The 22242-nt window shown below is 74.3% G+C and carries 24 protein-coding genes; 16 read left to right on the top strand and 8 right to left on the bottom strand.

What is annotated here, in order from left to right; all coding sequences use genetic code 11:
• Positions 1-98: 98 nt before the first annotated feature.
• The 4 genes from ACZ58X_RS30580 (at position 99) to ACZ58X_RS30565 (ending at position 5353) form a co-directional block, all read left to right on the top strand.
• Complete coding sequence (locus ACZ58X_RS30580; RefSeq protein WP_470336816.1) at positions 99-2252, top strand: S9 family peptidase; 2154 nt, start codon at positions 99-101, stop codon at positions 2250-2252.
• Positions 2253-2403: 151 nt separating this feature from the next.
• Positions 2404-3366, top strand: a complete 963-nt coding sequence (locus tag ACZ58X_RS30575) for an ABC transporter ATP-binding protein (RefSeq protein WP_470336815.1) — start codon at positions 2404-2406, stop codon at positions 3364-3366.
• Positions 3363-4085 (top strand): ABC transporter permease, encoded by a 723-nt coding sequence (locus ACZ58X_RS30570; protein ID WP_470336814.1) that lies wholly within the window; start codon positions 3363-3365, stop codon positions 4083-4085. The genes ACZ58X_RS30575 and ACZ58X_RS30570 overlap by 4 nt, the downstream gene beginning before the upstream one ends.
• 8 nt (positions 4086-4093) lie before the next feature.
• Entirely contained in the window at positions 4094-5353 is a 1260-nt protein-coding gene (locus ACZ58X_RS30565; protein WP_470336813.1) for a sensor histidine kinase, read from the top strand.
• Here ACZ58X_RS30565 and ACZ58X_RS30560 read toward each other — a convergent pair.
• The gene (locus ACZ58X_RS30560) at positions 5350-5853 is read right to left on the bottom strand and encodes a GNAT family N-acetyltransferase (RefSeq protein ID WP_470336812.1); all 504 of its coding nucleotides are present in this window, start codon (positions 5851-5853) and stop codon (positions 5350-5352) included. The genes ACZ58X_RS30565 and ACZ58X_RS30560 overlap by 4 nt on opposite strands.
• 85 nt (positions 5854-5938) lie before the next feature.
• Between ACZ58X_RS30560 and ACZ58X_RS30555 the strand changes: the two genes are divergently transcribed.
• Positions 5939-6568: a response regulator gene (locus tag ACZ58X_RS30555; RefSeq protein ID WP_470336811.1), complete on the top strand. Its 630-nt coding sequence runs from the start codon at positions 5939-5941 to the stop codon at positions 6566-6568.
• A gap of 17 nt (positions 6569-6585) precedes the next feature.
• Here the strand turns inward: ACZ58X_RS30555 and ACZ58X_RS30550 are convergent, their stop codons facing one another.
• A complete protein-coding gene (locus ACZ58X_RS30550; protein ID WP_470336810.1) occupies positions 6586-7494 on the bottom strand; it encodes a SirB1 family protein in 909 nt (302 codons plus the stop codon).
• A 31-nt stretch (positions 7495-7525) separates the two neighbouring features.
• Positions 7526-8536 carry a GNAT family N-acetyltransferase gene (locus tag ACZ58X_RS30545; protein WP_470336809.1) on the bottom strand — a complete coding sequence of 337 codons (1011 nt, stop codon included), beginning with the start codon at positions 8534-8536 and terminating at the stop codon, positions 7526-7528.
• Between the two features lie 135 nt (positions 8537-8671).
• Here ACZ58X_RS30545 and fdxA point away from each other — a divergent pair, with 135 nt between their 5' ends.
• Together fdxA and dapC are read left to right on the top strand one after the other, a co-directional pair.
• Entirely contained in the window at positions 8672-8998 is a 327-nt protein-coding gene (gene fdxA, locus ACZ58X_RS30540; RefSeq protein WP_030287402.1) for a ferredoxin, read from the top strand.
• 20 nt (positions 8999-9018) lie between these two features.
• Entirely contained in the window at positions 9019-10167 is a 1149-nt protein-coding gene (gene dapC / locus ACZ58X_RS30535; protein WP_470336808.1) for a succinyldiaminopimelate transaminase, read from the top strand.
• A gap of 96 nt (positions 10168-10263) precedes the next feature.
• Here dapC and ACZ58X_RS30530 read toward each other — a convergent pair whose 3' ends face one another.
• Entirely contained in the window at positions 10264-11067 is an 804-nt protein-coding gene (locus tag ACZ58X_RS30530) for a hypothetical protein (RefSeq protein ID WP_470336807.1), read from the bottom strand.
• A gap of 308 nt (positions 11068-11375) precedes the next feature.
• The gene (locus ACZ58X_RS30525) at positions 11376-12443 is read right to left on the bottom strand and encodes a VldE C-terminal domain-containing protein (RefSeq protein ID WP_470336806.1); all 1068 of its coding nucleotides are present in this window, start codon (positions 12441-12443) and stop codon (positions 11376-11378) included.
• Positions 12444-12589: 146 nt separating this feature from the next.
• On the opposite strand from ACZ58X_RS30525, the gene dapE reads away from it, so the two are divergent.
• Complete coding sequence (gene dapE / locus ACZ58X_RS30520; RefSeq protein WP_402481493.1) at positions 12590-13666, top strand: succinyl-diaminopimelate desuccinylase; 1077 nt, start codon at positions 12590-12592, stop codon at positions 13664-13666.
• Positions 13667-13778: 112 nt separating this feature from the next.
• A complete protein-coding gene (locus ACZ58X_RS30515) occupies positions 13779-14588 on the top strand; it encodes an LOG family protein (protein WP_387924947.1) in 810 nt (269 codons plus the stop codon).
• 21 nt (positions 14589-14609) lie between these two features.
• Here ACZ58X_RS30515 and folP read toward each other — a convergent pair whose 3' ends face one another.
• Entirely contained in the window at positions 14610-15422 is an 813-nt protein-coding gene (gene folP / locus ACZ58X_RS30510) for a dihydropteroate synthase (protein ID WP_470336899.1), read from the bottom strand.
• 180 nt (positions 15423-15602) lie between these two features.
• Between folP and ACZ58X_RS30505 the strand changes: the two genes are divergently transcribed.
• Both ACZ58X_RS30505 and ACZ58X_RS30500 read left to right on the top strand, forming a co-directional pair.
• Positions 15603-16031, top strand: coding sequence for a DivIVA domain-containing protein (locus tag ACZ58X_RS30505; protein ID WP_470336805.1), 429 nt, complete (start codon positions 15603-15605; stop codon positions 16029-16031).
• A complete protein-coding gene (locus ACZ58X_RS30500; RefSeq protein WP_470336804.1) occupies positions 16028-16627 on the top strand; it encodes a DNA-3-methyladenine glycosylase I in 600 nt (199 codons plus the stop codon). The genes ACZ58X_RS30505 and ACZ58X_RS30500 overlap by 4 nt, the downstream gene beginning before the upstream one ends.
• Positions 16628-16630: 3 nt before the next feature.
• On the opposite strand, the gene ACZ58X_RS30495 is transcribed toward ACZ58X_RS30500, so the two are convergent.
• The gene (locus ACZ58X_RS30495) at positions 16631-17431 is read right to left on the bottom strand and encodes an enoyl-CoA hydratase-related protein (protein ID WP_470336803.1); all 801 of its coding nucleotides are present in this window, start codon (positions 17429-17431) and stop codon (positions 16631-16633) included.
• Positions 17432-17727: 296 nt separating this feature from the next.
• Here ACZ58X_RS30495 and ACZ58X_RS30490 point away from each other — a divergent pair, with 296 nt between their 5' ends.
• The gene (locus ACZ58X_RS30490; RefSeq protein ID WP_014137929.1) at positions 17728-17895 is read left to right on the top strand and encodes a DUF3117 domain-containing protein; all 168 of its coding nucleotides are present in this window, start codon (positions 17728-17730) and stop codon (positions 17893-17895) included.
• A gap of 125 nt (positions 17896-18020) precedes the next feature.
• Here the strand turns inward: ACZ58X_RS30490 and ACZ58X_RS30485 are convergent, their stop codons facing one another.
• Positions 18021-18653, bottom strand: coding sequence for an O-methyltransferase (locus ACZ58X_RS30485; protein WP_030287423.1), 633 nt, complete (start codon positions 18651-18653; stop codon positions 18021-18023).
• 288 nt (positions 18654-18941) lie between these two features.
• On the opposite strand from ACZ58X_RS30485, the gene sigE reads away from it, so the two are divergent.
• The 4 genes from sigE (at position 18942) to ACZ58X_RS30465 (ending at position 22147) form a co-directional block, all read left to right on the top strand.
• Complete coding sequence (sigE, locus tag ACZ58X_RS30480; protein WP_375884886.1) at positions 18942-19670, top strand: RNA polymerase sigma factor SigE; 729 nt, start codon at positions 18942-18944, stop codon at positions 19668-19670.
• Positions 19667-20689, top strand: coding sequence for an anti-sigma factor family protein (locus tag ACZ58X_RS30475; RefSeq protein ID WP_470336802.1), 1023 nt, complete (start codon positions 19667-19669; stop codon positions 20687-20689). Before sigE ends, ACZ58X_RS30475 begins: the two co-directional genes overlap by 4 nt.
• Positions 20690-20814: 125 nt before the next feature.
• Positions 20815-21246: a sec-independent translocase gene (locus ACZ58X_RS30470; RefSeq protein WP_470336801.1), complete on the top strand. Its 432-nt coding sequence runs from the start codon at positions 20815-20817 to the stop codon at positions 21244-21246.
• Between the two features lie 223 nt (positions 21247-21469).
• On the top strand, positions 21470-22147 hold the full coding sequence (locus ACZ58X_RS30465) for a hypothetical protein (protein ID WP_470336800.1): 678 nt from the start codon (positions 21470-21472) through the stop codon (positions 22145-22147).
• Positions 22148-22242 lie beyond the last annotated feature (95 nt).

Below are 22242 nucleotides of genomic sequence, written 5' to 3'. Positions count from 1 at the left end.
GGTGCGGGGCCCTTCGGGGCGTACTCGGGGGTGGTGCTCCGAACGAGTGATCGTCAGTCACCCGGCCGTGGCAGTCGCCCGTCGTAGGGTCTGGTGCCATGACCTCCCACACTCCTGCGGACACCTTCCCCCGGCAGTACGCGCGGACCCTGCGCTACACCGTCGGCGCCCCCCGCTCCTTCTCCGTCGTACCGGACGGCTCGCGGGTCGTCTTCCTGCGCTCGCGCTCGGGCGGCGACCGGGCCAACCTGCTCTGGACCCTCGACACCGCCACCGGCGAGGAGCGGATCGCCGCCGACCCGGCGGTGCTGCTCGGCGGCGGCGAGGAGGACCTCTCGCCGGCCGAGAAGGCGCGCCGCGAGCGCAGCCGGGAGAGCTCGGCCGGCATCGTCGGCTACGCCCTGGACGCCGCCGGCGACCGGGCCGCCTTCGCGCTCTCCGGCCGGCTGTTCACCGCCGACCTGGCCACCGGCACCACCGCTGAACTGCCCGCCGTGGGACCGCTGCTGGACCCGCGGCTCTCCCCGGACGGCGCCCACGTCGCCTACGCCAACACCGCCGGGGAACTGCGGCTGACCCGCACCGACGGCAGCGGCGACCGGGCGCTCGCCGAGCCGGACGGCCCGAACGTCACCTGGGGCCAGGCCGAGTTCATCGCCCAGGAGGAGATCGACCGCACCCGCGGCTTCTGGTGGTCCCCGGACGGCGAGCGGCTGCTGGCCGAGCGCGCCGACGACAGCCCGGTGCGCCGCTGGTGGATCGCCGACCCGGCCAACCCGGACCGCGAGCCCGCCGAGGTCGCCTACCCGGCGGCCGGCACCGCCAACGCCGAGGTCGGGCTCTGGGTGCTCGACCTGCACGGCGGACGCACCGAGGTCTCCTGGGACCACGCGGCCTTCCCGTACCTGGCCCGGGTGCACTGGTCCGAGGGCGGCGTGCCGCTGCTGCTCGTCCAGTCCCGGGACCAGCGCGCCCAGCGGGTCCTCGGCCTGGACGTGACCACCGGCGCCACCGAGGTGCTGTTCGAGGAGCAGGACGAGGTCTGGCTGGAGGCCTTCCCGGGCGTGCCGGCCTGGACCCCGGACGGCAAGCTGGTCCGGATCTCCGACCAGGGCGGGGTGCGGGCGCTGGTGGTCGGCGACCAGGCCGTCACCGGGGCCGACCTGCACGTGCGGTCGGTGGTCGCGGTCACCGCGCGGGAGGTGTTCTTCAGCGCCTCCGGCGGCGCCGAGGAGACCGACCCCGAGCCCGGCTGGATCGCCGTCGGCCGGATCAGCCACGACGGCAAGGAACTGGCCTGGGAGTCCGCCAACGGCCGCCCGTTCACCTCCGTCACCAGCGCGGTGCACGCCGGCGGCATCACCGTCCGGGCCACCGCCGAGCCCGACCTGCCCGGCACGCTGGTCCAGGTCGCCCGCGACCTGCCGGAGGGCGTGGTGGTCGACGACGTCGCCACCGTCGCCTCGTACGCCGAGACCCCGGCCATCAAGGCCCGCCCGGTCTTCCGCTTCGCGGGCGAGCGCCGCATCCCGGCCGCGGTGTTCCTGCCCACCGGCTACGACCGCGAGCGCGACGGCCTGCTGCCCGTCCTGATGGACCCGTACGGCGGCCCGCACGGCCAGCGCGTCGTCCAGGCGCACAACCCGCACCTCAACTCGCAGTGGTTCGCCGACCAGGGCTTCGCGGTGGTCGTCGCCGACGGGCGCGGCACCCCCGGGCGCGGCCCGGCCTGGGAGAAGTCCATCGCCTTCGACTTCGCCGGGGCCACCCTGGACGACCAGGTGGAGGCGCTGCGGGCGCTGGCCGGCGAGTTCCCGCTGGACCTCGACCGGGTCGCGATCCGCGGCTGGTCGTACGGCGGCTACCTCGCCGCGCTCGCCGTGCTGCGCCGCCCCGACGTGTTCCACGCGGCGGTGGCCGGGGCCCCGGTGACCGACTGGGAGCTGTACGACACCCACTACACCGAGCGCTACCTGGGCCACCCGGCCGAGCGGCCCGAGGTGTACGCGGCGAACTCGCTGAACGGGTACGCGGCCGGGCTGGAGCGCCCGCTGATGATCATCCATGGCCTGGCCGACGACAACGTGGTGGCCGCCCACACCCTGCGGCTCTCCTCGGCGCTGCTGGCCGCCGGGCGCCCGCACACCGTGCTGCCGCTGTCGGGCGTCACCCACATGACGCCGCAGGAGGAGGTCGCGGAGAACCTGCTGCTGCTCCAGGTCGACTTCGTGAAGCGCTCGCTGGGCCTGTAGGCGCCCCGGGCCGGGCCGTCGTGCCTTCGGCATGACATCCGTCATGCCGAAGGCACGACGGCCGACACTGCCGCCGGCCCCGGCCCGGGCGGGACCCTGGGGTGGTGCGGACAGCTCCGCACCGGACACCACCAGGGAGAGGAGCCGGGCGATGGTTACCGAGGTGGCCGCCTTCCGCGGCGTGGGCAAGAGCTACGGGCGGGTGCGTGCCGTGGACGGGCTGGACCTCGTGCTGCGGCCGGGCGAGACCGTCGCCCTGCTCGGCCCGAACGGCGCCGGCAAGTCCACCAGCCTGGACCTGCTGCTCGGCCTGCGCGAACCCGACCAGGGCAGCGTCACGCTGTTCGGCGGCACCCCGCGGGCGGCGATCGCGGACGGCCGGGTCGGCGCGATGCTGCAGTCCGGCGGGCTGATGACCGACGTCAAGGTCCGCGAGCTGGTCGAGCTCGCCTGCACGGTGCACCCGCGCGGTCGGTCGGTCACGGGGGTGCTGGCCGACGCCGGGATCGAGGAGATCGCCGAACGCCGGGTCGACAAGCTGTCCGGCGGCCAGGAGCAGCGGGTCCGCTTCGCCCTGGCGATCGCCGGCGACAGCGACCTGATCGTGCTGGACGAGCCCACCACCGGGATGGACGTCAGCGTCCGGCAGGCCTTCTGGGCGAGCATGCGCGCGCAGGCCGACGCCGGGCGCACCGTGCTGTTCGCCACCCACTACCTGGAGGAGGCCGACTCGATCGCCGACCGCGTCCTGGTGCTGCACCGGGGTCGGCTGATCGCCGACGGCAGCTCCGCGGAGATCAAGGCGCGCGCCGGGGCCCGCCGGATCGCCTTCGAACTCCACGACGCCGACCTCCCCGCGGACGTCCGCTTCGACGAGGCGGTGCTGCGCGCCCTGCCGGGCGTGCAGGCGCTGGACGTCACCGCCCGCGTCCCGGGAGTGCGGACGGTGCGGATCCGGACCGCTGACGCGGACGCCGGCGTCGCCGGGATCTACCGGGCCGGCCTGTACCCGCGCGGCCTGGAGGTCACCGGGGTCGGCCTGGAGCAGGCCTTCCTGACCATCACGGGCGAACTGGACCGCCGGGACGACGCCGAGAAGGAGAGCGTGCGATGACCACCCTGATCAAGCTGGAGATCCTGCGGACCCTCCGCAACCGGCGCTACCTGTTCTTCACCGTGCTCTACCCGGCGCTGATGTACGTCTTCTTCATCAACGCCTACGGCTCCGGCAACCAGGCCGGCGGCCTGCCCGTGAAGACCTACTTCATGGTCTCGATGGCCACCTTCGGCGCGGTCGGCGCGGTGCTCACCGGCAACGCGCAGCGGATCTCGCTGGAGCGCAAGAGCGGTTGGACGCGCCAGCTGCGGCTGACCGCGCTGCCCGGCCGGGCGTACACCGTCGGCAAGATCGCGGCGACCGCGGTGACCACGCTGCCGGCGATCCTGGTGGTCTTCGCGGTCGGGGCCGCCCAGGGCGTCTCGCTGAGCGTGCCGCAGTGGATCGGGCTGGCGGCCGCGCTCTGGCTGGGCAGCTTCGTGTTCGCCGCGCTGGGGGTGGCGCTGGGCTACGCGGCGGCGCCGGACGCGGTGCAGCCGATCGTGATGATCACCTACATGGCGATGGCGCTGCTCGGCGGCACCTGGTTCCCGGTGAGCGGCTCGCTGGAGACCTTCGCCCGGTTCAACCCGGTGTTCCTGTACAACAAGCTGGCCACCTTCACCCAGCCCGGGCACTCCCTGGACCTGGCTGCGGTCGCCGGACTGGCCGCCTTCTTCGCGGTGTTCGTCGCCGGTGCGGCGGCGCTGTACCGGCGCGACGCCCGCCGGGCATGATGATCGCCATGACCGACGAGCACCGGACCGACCGCCCCGACGAACCGGTGGAGGCCGGTCCGGCGCGCGCCTCCTTCATGAACGTCCCGGGCGCCGCGGTGGAGACCCGGCGGCAGATGACCGTCAAGGTCGCCTGGATGCTGCTGTGGATGACCTACCTGGCCTACCCGGCGAGCAACCTGGTGAACGGCGGCCACAGCGGGGCCGAGCAGGTCTTCGGCTGGGTGTGCCTGGCGGTCTTCGTGGCCGCCTACGTCCTGCTGGTGATCTTCCGCTCACAGGCGGGGATGAAGCCGCGGGCCTGCCAGGTGACCGTCGGGACGATGATCGTGCTCGCGGTGGCCTCCGCCGCGGTGCTCGGCGGCGCGTTCCTGACCATGTTCATCTACGCCTCGGTGTGCCTCGCGGTGATCACCCCGGTGAAGCACGCGCTGCGCGCCCTGGTCGCGATGGCCCTGCTCACCGCCGGGACCGGCCTGGCGATCCACGCCGACAACGACAACACCACCACCTTCGCCCTCAGCGCCTTCCTCTCCGGCGTCGCGATGACCGGCCTGCAGCGGCTGGTCGCCACCATGAGGGAGCTGCGCGAGGCCCGGGCCGCCGTCGCCCACCTGGCCGCCTCCGAGGAGCGGCTGCGGCTCGCCCGTGACCTGCACGACCTGCTCGGGCACTCGCTCTCGCTGATCACCCTCAAGAGCGAGCTGGCCGGCCGCTTCATGGACGCGGGCAAGGACGAGGCGGCGCGGGCGCAGGTCGCCGACATCGAGCAGGTCGCCCGGCAGTCGCTGATCGACGTGCGGGAGGCCGTGACCGGCTTCCGCCGCCCCACCCTGCCGGTCGAACTCGCGGCCGCCCGTACGGCGCTGGCCGCCGCGCAGGTCCGGCTGGAGGCCGCGCCGGAGCTGGTGGACGCCTGGCCGTCGCTGGCCAACGAGGAGGCGGGTGCGCTGGCCTGGGCGCTGCGCGAGGCGGTCACCAACATCGTCCGGCACGGCGAGGGGGCCACCGTCTGCACGGTCACGGCGGACGAGAGCTGGGACGGCGGCGGCGAGCGGTACGCCGTCCTGGAGATCACCGACAACGGTCCCGGCCCGGGCAAGTCCCAGCCGGGGAACGGGCTCTCCGGGTTGGAGGAGCGCCTGGCCCTGGTGGGCGGGCGGCTGGAGACCGGCCCGGGGGAGCGCGGCAAGGGCTTCCGGGTCCGGGCCTCGGTGCCCCTGCGGACGGTGCCCGCGCCGTCCCCCGGCGCCTCCACGGTCTCCTAGGACTTCTCCAGGGACTCCAGGGCGCGGCGGTAGCGCAGGCCCGGGTGTCCGCCGAGGAGGCACTCCCCGGTGGCCCTGAACCCGCTGCGGGTCAGGACGGCCATCGAGGCCGGATTGTCGAGGGTGGTGGCGGCGGTCAGCGCGTGGAGGCCGTAGGCGTCGGCGGCGAGTCGGCAGACCAGCGCGACGGCGGCCTGGGCGAGGCCCTGCCCGGCGGCCGATTCGGCGATGCGGTAGCCGAGTTCGGCGCTGCCGTCCACGAGGTCCAGCAGGTTGATCCGGCCGATCAGTGCGCCGTCCGGGTCGAGGACGAGGTGGAACCGGCTGGTGCCCTCGGCCTGTTCGGCGAGCAGGGCGGCGTGGCGCTCGGCGAACCCGGCGGGGGTGAAGTAGGCGTCGCCGCGGTCGGGCACGGTCCGGGCGAACCAGGCGCGGTTGGCGAGCTCGAAGGCGAGCACGGCGTCGGCGTGGTCGGGGCGCAGGAGCTCCAGGGAGGGCATCGGGTCAGTCTGCTGCGCACGGCGCCGGCGGGCACCCGAATATCCGGGCCCGTCGCCCCGGATGACAGGCCCTAAGGTCATGGCCATGGGTACTGCAGAGAACGGCCCCTCGATCCGCGTGCTGCTCGCCGAGGACCAGGGGATGGTCCGGGAGGCGCTGGCGGCGCTGCTCGGGCTGGAGGGGGACATCGACGTCGTGGCGCAGGTCGGCCGCGGGGACGAGGTGGTGGCGGCGGTGCTGGCGAACGAGGTGCAGGTCGCCGTGCTGGACATCGAGATGCCGGGGATGACGGGCATCGAGGCGGCCGCCGAGCTGCGCGGCCGGGCGCCGGGGACGCGGGTGGTCATCGCGACGACCTTCGGGCGCCCCGGTTACCTGCGCCGGGCGATGGAGTCGGGGGCGGACGCCTTCCTGGTGAAGGACGCGCCGGCGTCCGAGCTGGCCGAGGCGATCCGCCGGGTGCTGCGCGGCGAGCGGGTGATCGATCCGGCGCTGGCGGCGGCCGCGCTGGCCGAGGGCGCCAACCCGCTGACCGCGCGCGAGCGGGACGTGCTGGGCGCGGCCGCGGACGGCGCGGTGAACGCGGACATCGCCAGGCGGCTGCACCTGTCGGAGGGGACGGTCCGCAACTACCTCTCGATGGCGATCCAGAAGACCGAGGCCCGCAACCGCACCGAGGCGGTCCGGATCGCCCGGGAGAAGGGCTGGCTGTAACTCTCCGAGGGTGCTGGTCAGTTGAGCCGGTGGCGGGCCGCGCGGGCCTCCTGGCGGACCTTGGCGGCGGTGTCCGGGTCGAAGGCGTCCAGGATCCGCGCGTAGTCGTCCATCTCCGCCGCTCCGCCGAGGAAGTCGCCCATCCGCACCAGGAGTTCGGCCCGTTCCAGGCGGAGCTGGGCCGGGTGCCGGGGGAGCAGCAGGGCGAGTTCGGTGGCCCACAGCTGGGTGCGGGCCTGTTCGGGCCGGTCGGCGGCCCAGGCCCGGATGTTGCCGAGCACCCGCAGCACGATGTCCAGCGGCTGGGCGGGGGTGAGCAGCGCGGGGGTGAAGTCGTGCCCGGAGGCGGCGACCAGGCGCTCGACGTCGGCGGGGTCGAGCAGCCGCCCGCCGTGGAAGGGGTCGGCGAGGACGTACTCCTCGCCGCCGGCCGGGCCGCCGACCGCGACGATGAAGTGGCCGGGCAGGGCGATGCCGTGCACGGTGAGCCCGGCCCGGCGGCCGACGGCCGTCCACACCAGCGAGAGCATGATCGGCAGCCCGCGCCGGCGCCGCAGCACGTCGGGCAGCAGCGAGGACTCCAGCCGGCGGTAGTCGGACTGGCGCCCGTGGAAGCGCTCCCGGCCGCCGAGCACGGCGGCGAGCAGCGCGGCGGTCTCCTCCGGCCCGGACGGCGAGCGTTCGGCCACGGCGAGCCGGACGGCGGCCGCGTGCCGGTCGAGCGCGGCCTCGCAGGCGGCCAGCAGGGTGTCCACGCCGGGCGGTTCGCCCGGATCGCCCGGGTCGAGGACCGGGTCGTGCTCGGCGGCGGCGAGCAGGCAGAGCAGCACCGGGTCGGGCTGCTCGGAGCGGGCGGCGGTCCGGAAGCGGTCTCTGCTGTGCTCGGTCACGGTGACGGCGACGGCCTTCGTACGACGGACGGACAAGCGGACATACCAGGATGGAACGGTCGGTCGGCTACTCCTGGGGGAGGAGCGCGTAGTGGTAAGTGTGACTGGTCGTGAAGCCGAGTCCGTCATAGAGCGCCCTCGCACCGTCGTTCTCCGCCTCGACCTGCAGGTACGCGCCGCTCGCCCCCTCCTCGGCCGCGCGGGCGGCGAGCACCGCCATCACCGTGGTCGCCAGTCCGGCCCGCCGGGCGTACGGCTGGACCTCGATCGCGCCGAAGCCGGCCCACGGGCCGTCGATGACGCAGCGTCCGATCGCCAGCGGCGGCTGCCCGGGGGCGCCGGGGACGGTGGCGAACCAGACCGAGGGGCCTCCGTGCAGCACCCGGCGGGCCGCCTCCTCGACGGCCGGGTCCCCGCTCACCCGCCGGTACAGCGACATCCAGTCGGTGTCCACCGTCCGGGCGAGCCGGACCCGCTCGTGCCCGGTGCCGGCCCGGGCGAGCACGGCGAGCGGGGCGGTGCGCACCAGGGTGGGGGCGTACCCGGCGCCCAGTCGGTCGAGTTCGCCGCGCAGTTCCTCGGGCGAGCCGGGGCTGACCACCTCGACGTAGGCGGGCAGCCCGCGCGCCGCGTACCAGGACCGGACGGCGGCCAGGGCCGCGGGCAGCGGCACGCCGGGATCGCCGAGCGCCTGGACGGAGTTGGCGCGCCGGGTGAACCCGGCCGCGGCGCGCAGGGTCCACTCGCCGAGTGCCTCCTGCTCGACGCCCGGCCAGCCGCGCCCGGCGGTCCGCTGCAGTTCGACCGGCGTGGCGGCGGGCAGCTGCGCGCGCCGCGCCGGGAAGAGCGGCACGACCTTGCCCGCGACCAGCAGCTTCTCCGGGAAGCTCACCGGAGCGCCGGAACGGGGCTCGACCGTGAGTCCTTGATCGTCCCACGATGTGAGCACGCCGATCACATCGCGGAACACCGGACGGTCGTCCACGAACTCCGAGAGGCGTCGCACAGAGACCCGAAGTCCCACGTCAGAGCGATCTATCCGGACTTCCGGACGCCGTTCCAGCTGGTCTCGGGTCATGATCCGGCCACCTCCTGTGCATTTGCCTGCTCCGACCCGCGATACTAGGGGCGGGCATCGACGACGCCGCGCTCACACCGCGCACGGCAGCAGAACAGAACGGGCCGACAGGCCCTTCCGAGGAGGAACGACAGCGTGACCTACGTCATCGCGCAGCCTTGTGTCGACGTGAAGGACAAGGCGTGCATCGAAGAGTGCCCGGTTGACTGCATCTACGAGGGCCAGCGCTCCCTCTACATCCACCCGGATGAGTGTGTCGACTGCGGCGCGTGCGAGCCGGTCTGCCCGGTCGAGGCGATCTTCTACGAGGACGACACTCCGGAGGAGTGGAAGGACTACTACAAGGCGAACGTCGAGTTCTTCGACGACCTGGGTTCGCCCGGCGGCGCCTCCAAGCTCGGCCTGATCGAGCGGGACCACCCGTTCATCGCCGCGCTGCCGCCGCAGAACGCCGACCACTGACGATCGGTGGCTACTGAGCTGTGAACACCAACAGCACGCGCGCGCCGTTCCCGGGTCACCCGGGGGCGGCGCGCCGCGTTTCCGACCGGCTCCCGGTGTTCCCCTGGGACAAGCTGGAGCCCTACAAGGCCACCGCCGTCGCCCATCCCGGTGGCCTCTGCGACTTCTCCGTCGGCACCCCGGTGGACCCGGTCCCCGAGCTGATCCAGAAGGCGTTGGCGGCCCACACCGACACGCCGGGCTACCCGACCGTCTGGGGTCCGCTGGAGCTGCGCGAGGCGATCGCCGGCTGGCTGAACCGCCGCTGCGGCGCCGAGATCGGCCCGCGGGCCGTCCTGCCGACCGTCGGCTCCAAGGAGCTGGTGGCCTCGCTGCCGACCCAGCTCGGCCTCGGCCCGGGCGACCAGGTCGCCTACCCGCGGCTGGCCTACCCGACCTACGAGGTGGGCGCCCGGCTGTGCGGCGCCGAGCCGGTCGAGTACGACTCGGTGGACGAGCTGGACGGCTCCCGGGTGCGCCTGCTCTGGGTGAACTCGCCGTCCAACCCGACCGGCCGGGTGCTCGGCGCGGACGAACTGCGCCGCGCCGTCGAGTGGGCCCGGGAGCACCGGGTGCTGCTGGTCAGCGACGAGTGCTACTTCGAGCTGGGCTGGGAGGCCGAGCCGGTCTCCGTCCTGCACCCGGACGTCTGCGGAGCCGACCACGAGGGCCTGCTGGCCGTCCACTCGCTCTCCAAGCGCTCCAACCTGGCCGGCTACCGCGCGTCCTTCGTGGCGGGCGACCCGGTGGTGGTCGGGGAGCTGCTGGGGCTGCGCAAGCACGGCGGCATGATCGTGCCGGCGCCCGTCCAGGCGGCGACGATCGCGGCGCTCGCCGACGACGCCCACGTGGCCGAGCAGCGGGAGCGGTACGCGGCCCGGCGCTCGGCGCTGCGGGCGGCGCTGGAGGCGTACGGCTTCCGGGTCGAGCACTCCGAGGCGAGCCTGTACCTGTGGGCGACCCAGGACCGCCCGTGCTGGGAGACCGTGGCCGAACTGGCCGGGCTGGGCATCCTGGTGGCGCCCGGTGACTTCTACGGGCCGTCCGGCGCCGGCTTCGTCCGGGTCGCGTTCACCGCGACCGACGAGCGGGTCGCCGCGGCCGTGGAGCGGCTGGCCGCGGCGCGCTGACGGCGGGTACGACGGAGGGGCCGGTGTTCCGGACGGAACACCGGCCCCTCCCGCGCGTGCGGACCGCGGCGGGGGCTGCCGCGGTCGACCGCGGACCTAGAGCGGCAGGCCGCTGATGCTGCCGCCGTTCACGCCGCCCAGCAGGCCGCCGACCGGGCCGAGCGAGTTGGTGAGGCCGGACAGCGGGTTGTTCGGGCCGAGGTCGGCGCCGCCGAGCCGGTTGGCCGAGCCGTGCTCGGCCAGGCCGAGGACGTCGGTGGCGGGCAGGCCGCCGGGCAGCGCGTGCTCGACCGAGCCGAGCGGCAGGGCGCGCTCCACGGCGCTGGTGGGCAGCGCGCCGGTGACGGCGTCGGTGCCGGGGACGGCTCCGGAGAGCTTGTCGGCGCCGGGCAGCGCGTGGGCGAGCGCACCGGCCTGGCCGAGGCCGCCGACCGGGCTGCTGCCGGCGTTGGCGCTGCGGGTGCCCATGCCCTTGCCGGTGACGGCCTCGCCGAGCTTGCCCGCGAGCGCCGAGGCGACCTTCGGGGTGACGGCGGAGAGCTGGCCGGTGGTGGCGGCGGTCTGGTCCACCGGGGCGGTCAGCGAGCTGGCCTTCTCGTTCGCCTCGGGGAGCTGGTGGGCGACGATGTTCCCGGCGGCGTCGGCGGAGGCCGGCACGCCGGCGGCGACGGTGGCCGCGCCGGTGGTGCCGGCGGCCTGGCCGAGCTGGTGGGTGGTGTGCTGCAGGGTGGAACCGGTGTCGGTGTTGGTCAGCTGGCCCAGGGGCGCCGCGAGGTCGCTCTTGGGAAGCAGGGCGTCCCCGCCCAGGGCGGACGCGGAGCCGGCCGCGACCAGCGGGGTCGCTCCGGCGGCCACGACGAGCGCGGCCTGGGCGATCCGGCGCGTGAGGGGGTGAGACATGAGGCTCCTCGAAGGGGTCTGGGTCCGTCCCGTCCGCCGGGTGGACGTTCCGGGCGCGGACGGGACCTGGCGGACGACGTTGTTACCGCTTGAGAAGCCAGAAGGTTTCGGCCGGTGCAAGGAATGCGCCTGACCGACCATCGGATCGTATGACCGCAGCGGGCGCCCGTCCCGGCCCCGCGGGAGCCCGTCGGACCGCCCCGGGCAAGGGGAGTGACGGTTCTCCGGCCGGGGTCGCCGGAACGGGCGGCCGGTCCACTGCGGTTGACCGGAATCACCCGTCCGGCGGCTACCCGAACGTGAGTGCGTCAGCCCTTCCCGTACGGGGCCAGGGTGACCTGGACGAGCTTGGTCGACGTCCCCGAGGTCTGGGTCTGCCAGCCGTCCTCGGACTCCGACTTGCGCCAGATCTTCCCGTCGTAGGCGACCGTCGCGATGCCCAGCTGCTGGGCCTGGGCGACCGCCCAGTGGGCCACCTCCCAGCCGCTGGCCCGCTCGGCGGACGCCCCGGCGTCGGCCCCGGCGTCCGCCGAGGTGGTCAGCGCGGCGGCGGCCGGGTCCGGGGTCAGCGCGACGGCGTTCTCCGCGCCCTTGATCGTCGAGGCGTAGCCGGCCGCCGGGTTGACCGTCCTGCCGAACTCCCGGCGCACCCGGTCGGACAGCACCTGGGTGCGGTCCGGCTGCGCGGCCGGGGCGGCCGTGGCGCCCGCCGTCGGCGACGGCGAGTCGGCCGGGTCCGGCTTGGCGTAGTCCTTCACCACACAGGTGAACGAGGCGGGCTCCCGGCCGGCCAGCGCCGAGGTGAGCAGGGTCGCCTTGGTCTCGTGCTTGGCGTACGCCTGCGGGTAGCCGCTCTTCTGCACCGCCTGGGCCGCGTCGGTCAGCGGCAGCCGGGTGTAACCGGGCACCTTGACCAGACCGTCCAGGAACTTGTTGGTCGCGTACACCGGGTCCGCGATCTGCTCCGGGGTGCCCCAGCCCATCGAGGGCCGCTGCTGGAACAGGCCGATCGAGTCCCGGTCACCGCCCGCGAGGTTGCGCAGCTTGGACTCCTGCATCGCCGTCGCCAGCGAGATCGCCGTCGCCCGGTCCGGCAGGCCCCGCGAACGCGCCACCGCGGCGATCGTCGCCGCGTTGGCGGCCTGCGGCAGCTCCAGCGTGCCGCTGCCGGCGGCCGTCTTCACCGAGCACTCCTCCGTGGCGCCCTGCCGGAAACCGAACCACCAGATCCCGACCACCGCCAGGCCCGCGACCATCGCCAGGCCGAGCAGCCCGACCAGCACGAGCAACAGCGCGCGGACCGGACCACGACGGCGGGGCGCCTCTTCGTCGCCCAGCTCGTCGCCCAGCTCCTCGCTGTTCCTTCTCCTGGCCACCGTCGCCCCTCTCGCGCCCGCCTGCTTGATCCGACACCGTACCCACTCGGACGGATGTGCGGCGCATTCCGGTTGCCGGTCCGCAGGCGTTCCAGGTCACAGGGTGACCACGCGGAGTGCCGATCCGACGGCACTAGGCTGACGTCATGAGCAGCCCGAACCCGACGCCCCTGGACCTGACCCTCGACGGCGGCACGCTGACCGCGCGCCTCGTCGACTTCCCCTCGGTGAGCGGCGACGAGCAGGCGCTCGCCGACGCCGTCGAGGCCGCCCTGCGCGGCTACCCGCACCTGACCGTGGACCGCTACGGCAACAACGTGGTCGCCCGGACGAACCTCGGCCGCGCCGAGCGCGTCGTGCTGGCCGGCCACCTGGACACCGTGCCGATCGCCGACAACCTGCCCTCGTACGTCGACGGGGACCTGCTCTACGGCTGCGGCACCTCCGACATGAAGTCCGGTGTGGCGGTGGCGCTGCGCCTCGCCGCCACCCTGACCGAGCCCAACCGCGACCTCACCTACGTGTTCTACGACTGCGAGGAGGTGGAGGCCTCCCGCAACGGCCTCGGCCACCTCGCCAAGGACCGCCCGGACTGGCTGGCCGCCGACTTCGCGGTGCTGATGGAGCCCAGCGGGGCCATGGTCGAGGGCGGCTGCCAGGGCACCCTGCGGGCGCAGGTGCGGCTCAGCGGCGTGCGCGCCCACGCGGCCCGCAGCTGGCTCGGCGACAACGCCATCCACCACGCCGCCGAGGCGCTCACCCGGCTGGCGGACTACCGGCCGCGCCGGGTGGAGATCGACGGCCTGGAGTACCGCGAGGGCCTCAACGCGGTGCGGATCGACGGGGGCGTGGCCGGCAACGTGATCCCGGACGAGTGCGTCATCACGGTCAACTTCCGCTACGCGCCGGACCGCAGCGAGGCCGAGGCGGAGAAGCACGTCCGCGAGGTCTTCGACGGCTTCGAGCTGACCGTGACCGACTTCGCCCCCGGCGCCCTCCCCGGCCTGTCCCAGCCCGCCGCCAAGGCCTTCCTGGCGGCCACCGGCGGCCAGGCCCGGGCCAAGTTCGGCTGGACCGACGTCGCCCGGTTCAGCGCGCTCGGCGTCCCGGCGGTCAACTACGGACCGGGCGACCCGAACTTCGCGCACAAGCGGGACGAGCACTGCTCGCTGACCGCCATCGCCGAGACCGAGGACCGCCTGCGGGCCTGGCTGACCAGCTGAGTCGAAAGCGTTCGCGGTCGATCCGCGGGCCGGCCGAACGCCACCTTCCGGTTGCCCGACCGACCTTCCCCCGTTGCCTGAAATCGGGGGGAGGTCGGCGTAGGGTTCCGTCATGACAGGCACAGGAGACGACAAGCAGTACGGACACGGCCCCGAGCAGGTCGGCGTGCCGCGGAAGAAGAAGGCCTGGCCCGAGAAGCAGAAGGGCCCGGTGCTCGTACGCCGGGACCAGGTCGGCACCAGCACCACGGACCAGCGCCTGCTGGACACCACCGGCCCCACCGACTGGCTGCACACCGATCCCTGGCGGGTGCTGCGGATCACCTCCGAGTTCGTCGAGGGCTTCGGCGCCCTCGCTGAACTCCCGCCCGCGATCAGCGTGTTCGGCTCGGCCCGGACCCCGGCCGACTCGCCCGAGTACGAGGCCGGGGTGGCCATCGGCCGGGCCCTCGCCGAGGCCGGCTACGCGGTGATCACCGGCGGCGGCCCGGGCGCGATGGAGGCCGCCAACCGCGGCGCCACGGAGGCCGGCGGGCTCAGCGTCGGGCTCGGCATCGAGCTGCCCTTCGAGCAGGGCCTCAACGAGTTCGTCGACCTCGGACTGAACTTCCGTTACTTCTTCGTCCGCAAGACGATGTTCGTGAAGTACGCCCAGGGCTTCGTGGTGCTGCCCGGCGGGCTCGGCACGCTGGACGAGCTGTTCGAGGCGCTCACCCTGGTGCAGACCAAGAAGGTCACCCGCTTCCCGGTGATCCTCTACGGCAGCGCCTACTGGGGCGGCCTCTACGAGTGGTTGAAGAACACCCTGGTCGCGCAGGGCAAGGCGGCCCCGCGCGACCTGGAGCTGTTCCACATCACGGACGAGATCGACGAGGTCCTCAAGATCCTCGCCGACGCCCGCCGGCCCGCGAACGAGATCTAGCGCGGGCCGGGAGGCCCTCGGCTAAGCCAGCCCCCGGCGGGCGACCGCCGGGGGGCGGGTGCCCCGGATCGAGGCGACCATGTCCAGCACCTGGCGGGTCTCCTCGACCTGGTGCACCCGGTAGATCCGGGCGCCCAGCCAGGCCGAGACCGCCGTGGTGGCCAGGGTGCCGAGCAGCCGCTCGTTCACCGGCCGGTCCAGGGTCTCGCCGACGAAGTCCTTGTTGGAGAGCGACACCAGCACCGGGAAGCCGGTCGCGGTCATCTCCGGCAGCCGCCGGGTCGCCTCCAGCGAGTGCCGGGTGTTCTTGCCGAAGTCGTGCCCCGGGTCGATGATCACCGCGTCCCGTCGGACGCCCAGGCCCACCGCCCGCTCGGCCAGTCCCACGGTGACCCGCAGGATGTCCGCCATCACGTCCTCGTACCCGACCCGGTGCGGCCGGGTGCGCGGCTCGGCGCCGCCCGCGTGGGTGCAGACCAGCCCGGCGTCGTACCGGGCGGCCACCTCGGCGAGCTTCGGGTCGACCCCGCCCCAGGCGTCGTTCAGCAGGTCCGCGCCGGCCTCGCAGACCGCCTCGCCGACCTCGTGCCGCCAGGTGTCCACGCTGATCACCGCCTCGGGGTGGCGCTTGCGCAGCTCGGCCACGAACGGCACGGTGCGCCGCAGTTCCTCCTCGACCGTGACCTCGTCGCCCGGTCCGGCCTTCACCCCGCCGATGTCCAGGACGGCCGCGCCCGCGGCCACGGCGCGGTCGGCGGCGGCGAACGCGGCCTCGTCCGCGAAGGTCGCCCCCTTGTCGAAGAACGAGTCCGGGGTCCGGTTCACGATCGCCATGATCACCAGCTCGTCGTCACCGAATTCGCGCGGTCCCAGGCGCAGTGCCACCGATGTCTCCTCCACAGCTGCTGCGGGTGCGATGATGGCCCCCGGCCTCACTAGGGACCATGCTGTCATGATCAGCCCGGTTCCCTGGCCCCTCGGAGGAGGCCGACCGGGAGTTCGGGAGGACAGCTCGTGTTCTGGGTGATCGTGGTCGCCATGGCCGTGGTGGTCGGCGGCGCCGCGCTGGTTGCGCTCGGCGGGGGCGGCTCGATGCCGGAGGCGGTGCCGGACCGCATCGCCGCGCGGCTGCCGCAGGACCGCCCGCTCAGCAAGACGGACGTGGACGAGCTGCGCCTGCCGATGGCCGTGCGCGGCTACCGGATGGACGAGGTGGACGACGTCCTGGACCGCCTCGGCGCCGAACTCGCCTACCGCGACGCGCGGATCGCCGAACTCGAGGCCGCGGCCCACCTGCGCGGCGCGGTCGAGGCCACCGCCGCCCCGGACCCGGCCGCCGAGCCGCTGCCCGGCCTGGAGCAGTTCGCCACGGTGGTCGAGCCCGCCGTGGCGCTCACCAAGTCGCAGGCCCCCGAGGACGCGAAGCCGGTGGAGGACCGGTGACCGGGACCCCGGGTGGCGCCGTGCTCGGCGCGGACGGCCTGCGCCGCTGCGGCTGGGGCGACTCCACCGACGACTACCGGGTCTACCACGACACCGAGTGGGGCCGGCCGGTGCACGGCGACGACGCCCTGTTCGAACGGGTCTGCCTGGAGGCCTTCCAGTCCGGCCTGTCCTGGCTGACCATCCTGCGCCGCCGGGAGGGTTTCCGGGCCGCGTTCGCCGGCTTCGAGATCGGCAGGGTCGCCGAGTTCGGCGAGGCCGACGAGGAGCGGCTGCTCGCCGACACCGGCATCATCCGCAACCGCGCCAAGATCCGGGCGGCGATCGCCAACGCCCGGGTCGCCCGCGACCTGGACGGCGGTCTGGACGCGCTGATCTGGCAGTTCGCCGCCGACCCGGACCGGCCGGCCCCCCGCACGACGGGCGAGGTGCCGGCCGTCACGCCCGAGTCGACGGCGCTGGCGAAGACGCTCAAGAAGGCGGGCTTCCGCTTCGTCGGCCCGACCACCGCGTACGCCCTGATGCAGGCCTGCGGCCTGGTCGACGACCACCTGGCGGACTGCCACGTCCGCACCGGCGGTCGCGGGGCCCGGTAGCCGCTAGCGGCCGACGTACTTCGGCTTCTCCTTGGCGATGAAGGCGCGCACCGCGATCCGGTGGTCCTCGCTCTCCCCGGCCAGGGTCTGGAGTTCGTCCTCCTTGTCGAGCAGCTCGTCCAGCGAGTGCGAGGCGCCGTACGCCAGCGACTCCTTGACGGCGCCGTAGGCCACCGTCGGGCCCTCGGCCAGCTCCCGGGCGAAGACCCGTGCGGTGGCGGCGAGTTCGTCGCCCGGCACGACCTTGGTGGCCAGGCCCAGCTCCATCGCCTCGGCGGCCTTGACCGTCCGGGGCAGCATCAGCAGCTCGGTGGCCTTGGCGTGCCCGACCAGCCGGGGCAGGGTCCAGGACGCGCCGGAGTCGGCGGTCAGGGCGATCCCGGTGAAGGCGGTGTTGAAGCCGGCCCGGTCGGACAGGATCCGGAAGTCGCAGGCGAAGGCGAGCGAGGCGCCCGCGCCGGCCGCCACCCCGCCGACCGCGGCGACGGTCGGCTTGCGCATGCCGGCCAGCGCGCGGGTCAGCGGGTTGTAGTGCTCGGCGACGGTCCGCAGCGCGCCCTCGCCGGTCTCCTCGAAGCGCTTGAGCAGCGCCAGGTGCTCGTTCAGGTCCTGCCCGACGCAGAACGCCCGCTCGCCCGCCCCGGTGAGCAGCACCGCGCGCACGGCCGGGTCCCCGGCGGCCTCGGTCACGGCGTCCCGCAGCGCGACCTTGGTGGCCACGTCCAGGGCGTTCATCGCCTCCGGGCGGTTGATGGTGATGACGGCGAGGCCGCCGTCCAGCTCGTACAGCACGGAATCGGACATGGGTGAGGGCTCCCTCGACGATGGTCACGCGGGTGGTCGTGCCAGGATGCCGGAGCGGAGGGCGGACTGGGGAGTGTGAGGTATCGCACCTTCCGGTGCCGTCACCACCGCCGCCACGCCGGGGCTTTTGGTGCCGATTGCGGTGGTTGCGGCCGGTCCGGCCGTGGTTGCACCGAGAGTGATGTTGGTCATCAGGCCGTGGCATGCGGGATAATGGCTTCCGATCAATGCGTTCGATACCGGCGGTGGACGGACTGCCGGTGCGTAGCTGAGCGGTTGCAGGAAGGGGAACGAGCATGGCGGCCATGAAGCCGCGGACGGGTGACGGCCCGCTCGAAGTCACCAAAGAGGGGCGGGGCATCATCATGCGCGTTCCGCTCGAAGGCGGCGGACGTCTCGTGGTGGAGCTCACGCCTGACGAGGCCGACGCCCTGGGCGAGGCCCTGAAGAAGGCCTGCGGCTGACCGCAGCGCTCGCCGTCTCCTGGAGACGTACCGCCGGGCCCGGGCACGACGTCATGTCGGCCCGGGCCCGTGCGTTCTCCGGAGGCGCCTCCCGGGCCGTTTCCCGGCGTTCCCGGGGGGGCTTCCTAGCGCTTCACGGCGCAGAGCAGCCCGTCCGAGACCGGCAGCAGCGCGGGCAGCAGGGCGTCGCTCTCCCGCACGTCCCGCACCAGGTCGCGCACCGCGCCGGTCTGCGGGTCCTGGAGCTCGGGCTCGGCGAGTCGGCCCTCCTGGAAGACCCCCTCGAAGCAGACCATCCCGCCCGGCCGCAGCAGCCGCAGCGACTCCAGCAGGTACTCCCGCGACTCGGCCGGGTCGCCGTCGCAGAACACCAGGTCGTACTGGCCGTCGGCGAGCCGGGGCAGCACCTCCAGGGCCCGGCCCGGTATGAACCGCGAGCGGTTGGCCGCGAACCCGGCCGCCTGGTAGGCCTCGCGGGCCAGTTGCTGGCGCACCGGCTCCGAGTCGACCGTGGTGAGCACGCCGTCCGGCCGCATCCCGCGCAGCAGGTAGACGCCGGAGACGCCGGTGCCGGTGCCGATCTCGGCCACCGCCTTGGCGTCCAGGGCGGCGGCCAGCAGCCGCAGGCAGGCCCCGCCGCTCGGCCCGATGGCCCGTATGCCGGTCCGCGCGGACTGGGCCCGGGCGTAGGTCAGCACGGCGTCCTCGCCCACGTAGGTGTCGGCGAGGGCCGCGCGCGCGGGCCCGAACTCGCTGATGGCTGCCTCTTTCGGAGCCCCGGGTGGCGGCCCGGTGCCGGGGGATGTCGATATTTCCTGCCACAGATTACTGGCCGGGCGGGAACCGCGTACGGCGGCGGGCCGTTGTCACTGACGACCGGGTGCGCAAGACCTCCCGGACACTTTTATCCGGGCTTGACGGGTGAGGTGGATATGGTGGTGGCCCTGCTGGGCAGAAGAGCCGACCGAGGAGGTGTGGCCGAGGGCGACGTCCCTGTGCGGCGGCACTCCCGCGGCACCGCGTCGGCCCGTACGCCGAAGCCCGTGATGAACCAGCCTGCGCACTCCGACCTGGACCAGCCCGCCGCCGCCACGCCGGCCGCCGGTACCGCCGAGGCCCCTGTCCTCGCGACCTTCGCCGAGGGTCCCGACTCGCAGAGCTGGACTCCGCCCACGTGGGAGGAGATCGTCGAGGCGCACAGCGCCCGCGTCTACCGCCTCGCGTACCGGCTGACGGGCAACCAGCACGACGCCGAGGACCTCACCCAGGAGGTCTTCGTCCGGGTGTTCCGTTCGTTGTCGACCTACACTCCCGGCACCTTCGAGGGCTGGCTGCACCGGATCACCACCAACCTGTTCCTGGACATGGTCCGCCGCCGCCAGCGCATCCGCTTCGACGCGCTCGGCGAGGACGCGGCCGAGCGGCTCGCCTCCCGCGAGCCCAGCCCGGCCCAGCATTTCAGCGACACCCACTTCGACGCCGACGTGCAGCAGGCCCTGGACACCCTCGCCCCGGAGTTCCGCGCCGCCGTGGTGCTCTGCGACATCGAGGGCCTGTCCTACGAGGAGATCGCCGCCACCCTGGGCGTCAAGCTCGGCACCGTCCGCAGCCGCATCCACCGCGGCCGCTCCCACCTACGCGCCGCCCTCAAGCACCGCGCCCCCGGCTCGGCCCCGGGCCGCGAGCGCCGCGGCGGCTCGGAGGAGCCGGTGCCGGTCGGCGTCGCCGCCGAGGTCGCGACGGCGCCGGGCGGGCGCGGACGGAGGCGATCGTGAGCGGAACCGGCTGGTCCGGTCCGGACCGTTCGGATGCGTCCGACCGGTCCTCGACCCGGCGGAGCTGGGCCCTGCCGGGCCGCCGCGGCGCCGCGGACCCGGCGGGCGGCGACCTCGGGGACCCGCTGCTGCCCGCCGTCCCGCTGCCCGCCGACACGGCGCTGCGCGCGCTGCCGGTGCGGCCCGCCGAACCCGCGGCCGAGGAGCACCATCTCGGTGACCGGCTGTCGGCCTTCCTGGACGGCGAACTCGGTCACGACTCCCGCGAGCGGGTCCTGGCCCACCTGGCCACCTGCCCGCAGTGCAAGGCCGAGGCCGACGAGGGCCGGTCGGTCAAGCACCTGCTGACCCGCACCGACTCCCCCGGCCCCTCCTCCGCGCTGATGGCCCGGCTGATGGCCGTCGGCAGCCTCCCCGAGGACGCCCCGGCGGACGGCCGGCCCCGCGGCCGGGACGACGACGACCTCCCCGGTGGCGGCGTGAACGCCACCGGGACGCTCGGCGGCAGCCGGCTGACCGGCGGCTCCTTCGGCCGCGGCGCCGGTGCCTCCTTCGGCGCGGGCGCGCTCGGCGCCGACACCCCGGTGCCCGGGGTCGACCCGCGCGCCTTCGGCCGCGGCGGCTCGGTGCTGCGACCGCTCATCGGCCGGCGCACCGGCCGTCCGGAGGCCGTGGCCCGCCCCGACCGCACCGCCGCCCGCCCGCAGCCCGCAGCGGCCGCCCTACGGCCCTCCGCGGCCCGCGGCCGCCGTCTGGTGTTCGCCGCCGCGGGCGCCTTCTCGGTCGCCGCGGTGACGCTCGGCGGCGTCGGCGGGCTCACCCAGGGCGAGGAGCAGCACGGCACCACGGTCAGCCCGGCGGGCGGCACCAGCGGCCGCAGCGGCTACGTCCCGATGAACGCGCAGGTCCCGGTGGACTTCCCGGGCCGCCCGGTGGCCGCCACCCGCGAGGCGGAGCCGTCCTCCTCCCCGGAGCGCTACCTGGGCAACATCGCGGCCCTGCGCCAGCAGATCCGCTAGCCGGTCGTCGCCGGGCCCCCGGCCACCGGCTGGTCTTTACCACGGCTTCATCCCGCCGTGGACCAGGGACTCGCCGGTGGCCATTACCCTGTAGGAACCGTCGTCCGATGAGCTAGGGAGCCCAGGTGTTCACCGATGTAGGCGGGCTGAAGCTGCTGACCCTGGCCGTACTGGCGATCGTCGTCTTCGGCCCGGACAAGCTGCCGAAGCTGATCCAGGACACCATGGGCTTCATCCGGAAGGTCCGTTCCTTCGCCGACACCGCGAAGGAGGACATCCGCAGCGAGCTGGGGCCCGACTTCAAGGACTTCGAGTTCGAGGACCTCAACCCCAAGACCTTCGTGCGCAAGCAGCTCATGGGCGACCAGCAGGACCCGCTGGGCCTCAAGGACATGAAGGAGTCGCTCGACATCCGCTCCGTCCTGGACGACAAGCCGGCCGCGCCGGTGAACGGCCGGACGGGCAGCGTGAGCTTCGAGAAGGCCGCGGCGCCCGTCTCCGCCGGCGCCCCGCTGCAGCCCGGCGAGCGGCCCCCGTTCGACCCCGACGCCACCTGATCCGGGCCGCCCGCCCGCGGCCCGGGGCGCCGCCGACAATTCCCGCCGGCCCGCCCGGCTGAGCGGGGCCCCGGCGTGCGCGCCGCTATTGTGCTGATTGTTCCCGTTGAGCCGTCCGTCACATCCGCGCCCGCGCGGACCAGGAACGGCCCCCGGGAACGCCGAGGTGCGCCACCATGGGAGCGCGCCACGGCAGGCACACGTGCGTTGAGGAGGCCCGGGGATGGACGCGACGAGTCAGGCGGGAGGGGCGACGGTCACGGCCGGCGGCCCGGTGGTCGGCGGGCAGGCCGGTCCGGCGGACCCGCTGGTGCCCTACCTGTCCGCCGACTTCCCCTGGTACGGCCTGGACGACGGCTGGACCGGCCGCCGCTTCCTGATGCAGGCCGGCGCCGGCGGCCTGCGCGGCGGGGCGACCGGCAGCGTCGACTACGGCACCCTCGGGCACGGCGACGAGCCGGCCAAGCAGTACGAGCCGCGCGACGTGCGGAAGTTCGCCGTGGTGGTCACCGTGGCCCGCCGCGACAGCCGCCGCAGCGCCGACAACACCGGCACGCTGGAGGCGACTTCCGCCTCCTCCGCGGCCTGGCTGGCCGGCTCCGGCCTGCTCGCCGCGACCTGGCCCGGCCAGCTGGACCGCGCGCTGCGCCAGGACTGGCTGGACCAGCAGAGCAACCTGGCGTGGGACCTCGCCGACGACCTGGCCGGGCCCGGCTGGTCGACCCTGAGCCTGCCGGTCAACGGCCTGCCGCAGCCCTTCCGCTACCGGGAGTCCGAGTACGGCTGGGTGCTGGCCGGCGAGGCCCCCGGCGTGCTGCTCGGCGCCTTCGGCCGGGGCGTCAGCGCCTACGGCATCGGCTTCGCGACCGTCCCCGACCTGGCCGGCTACGCCCGGCCGTAGCGGGGCCGCGGATGTGGGGCGGGGGGGGGGGGGGGGGGGTCCCCCCCCCCCCCCCCCCTCCCCCCCCCCAAGCCACCACACCTCTCTTTCTTCTC

The organism is Kitasatospora sp. NPDC040550, assembly GCF_055594965.1.
Note: the sequence above shows the minus strand (reverse complement) of the source record. Positions and strands in the feature narration are given on the sequence as shown.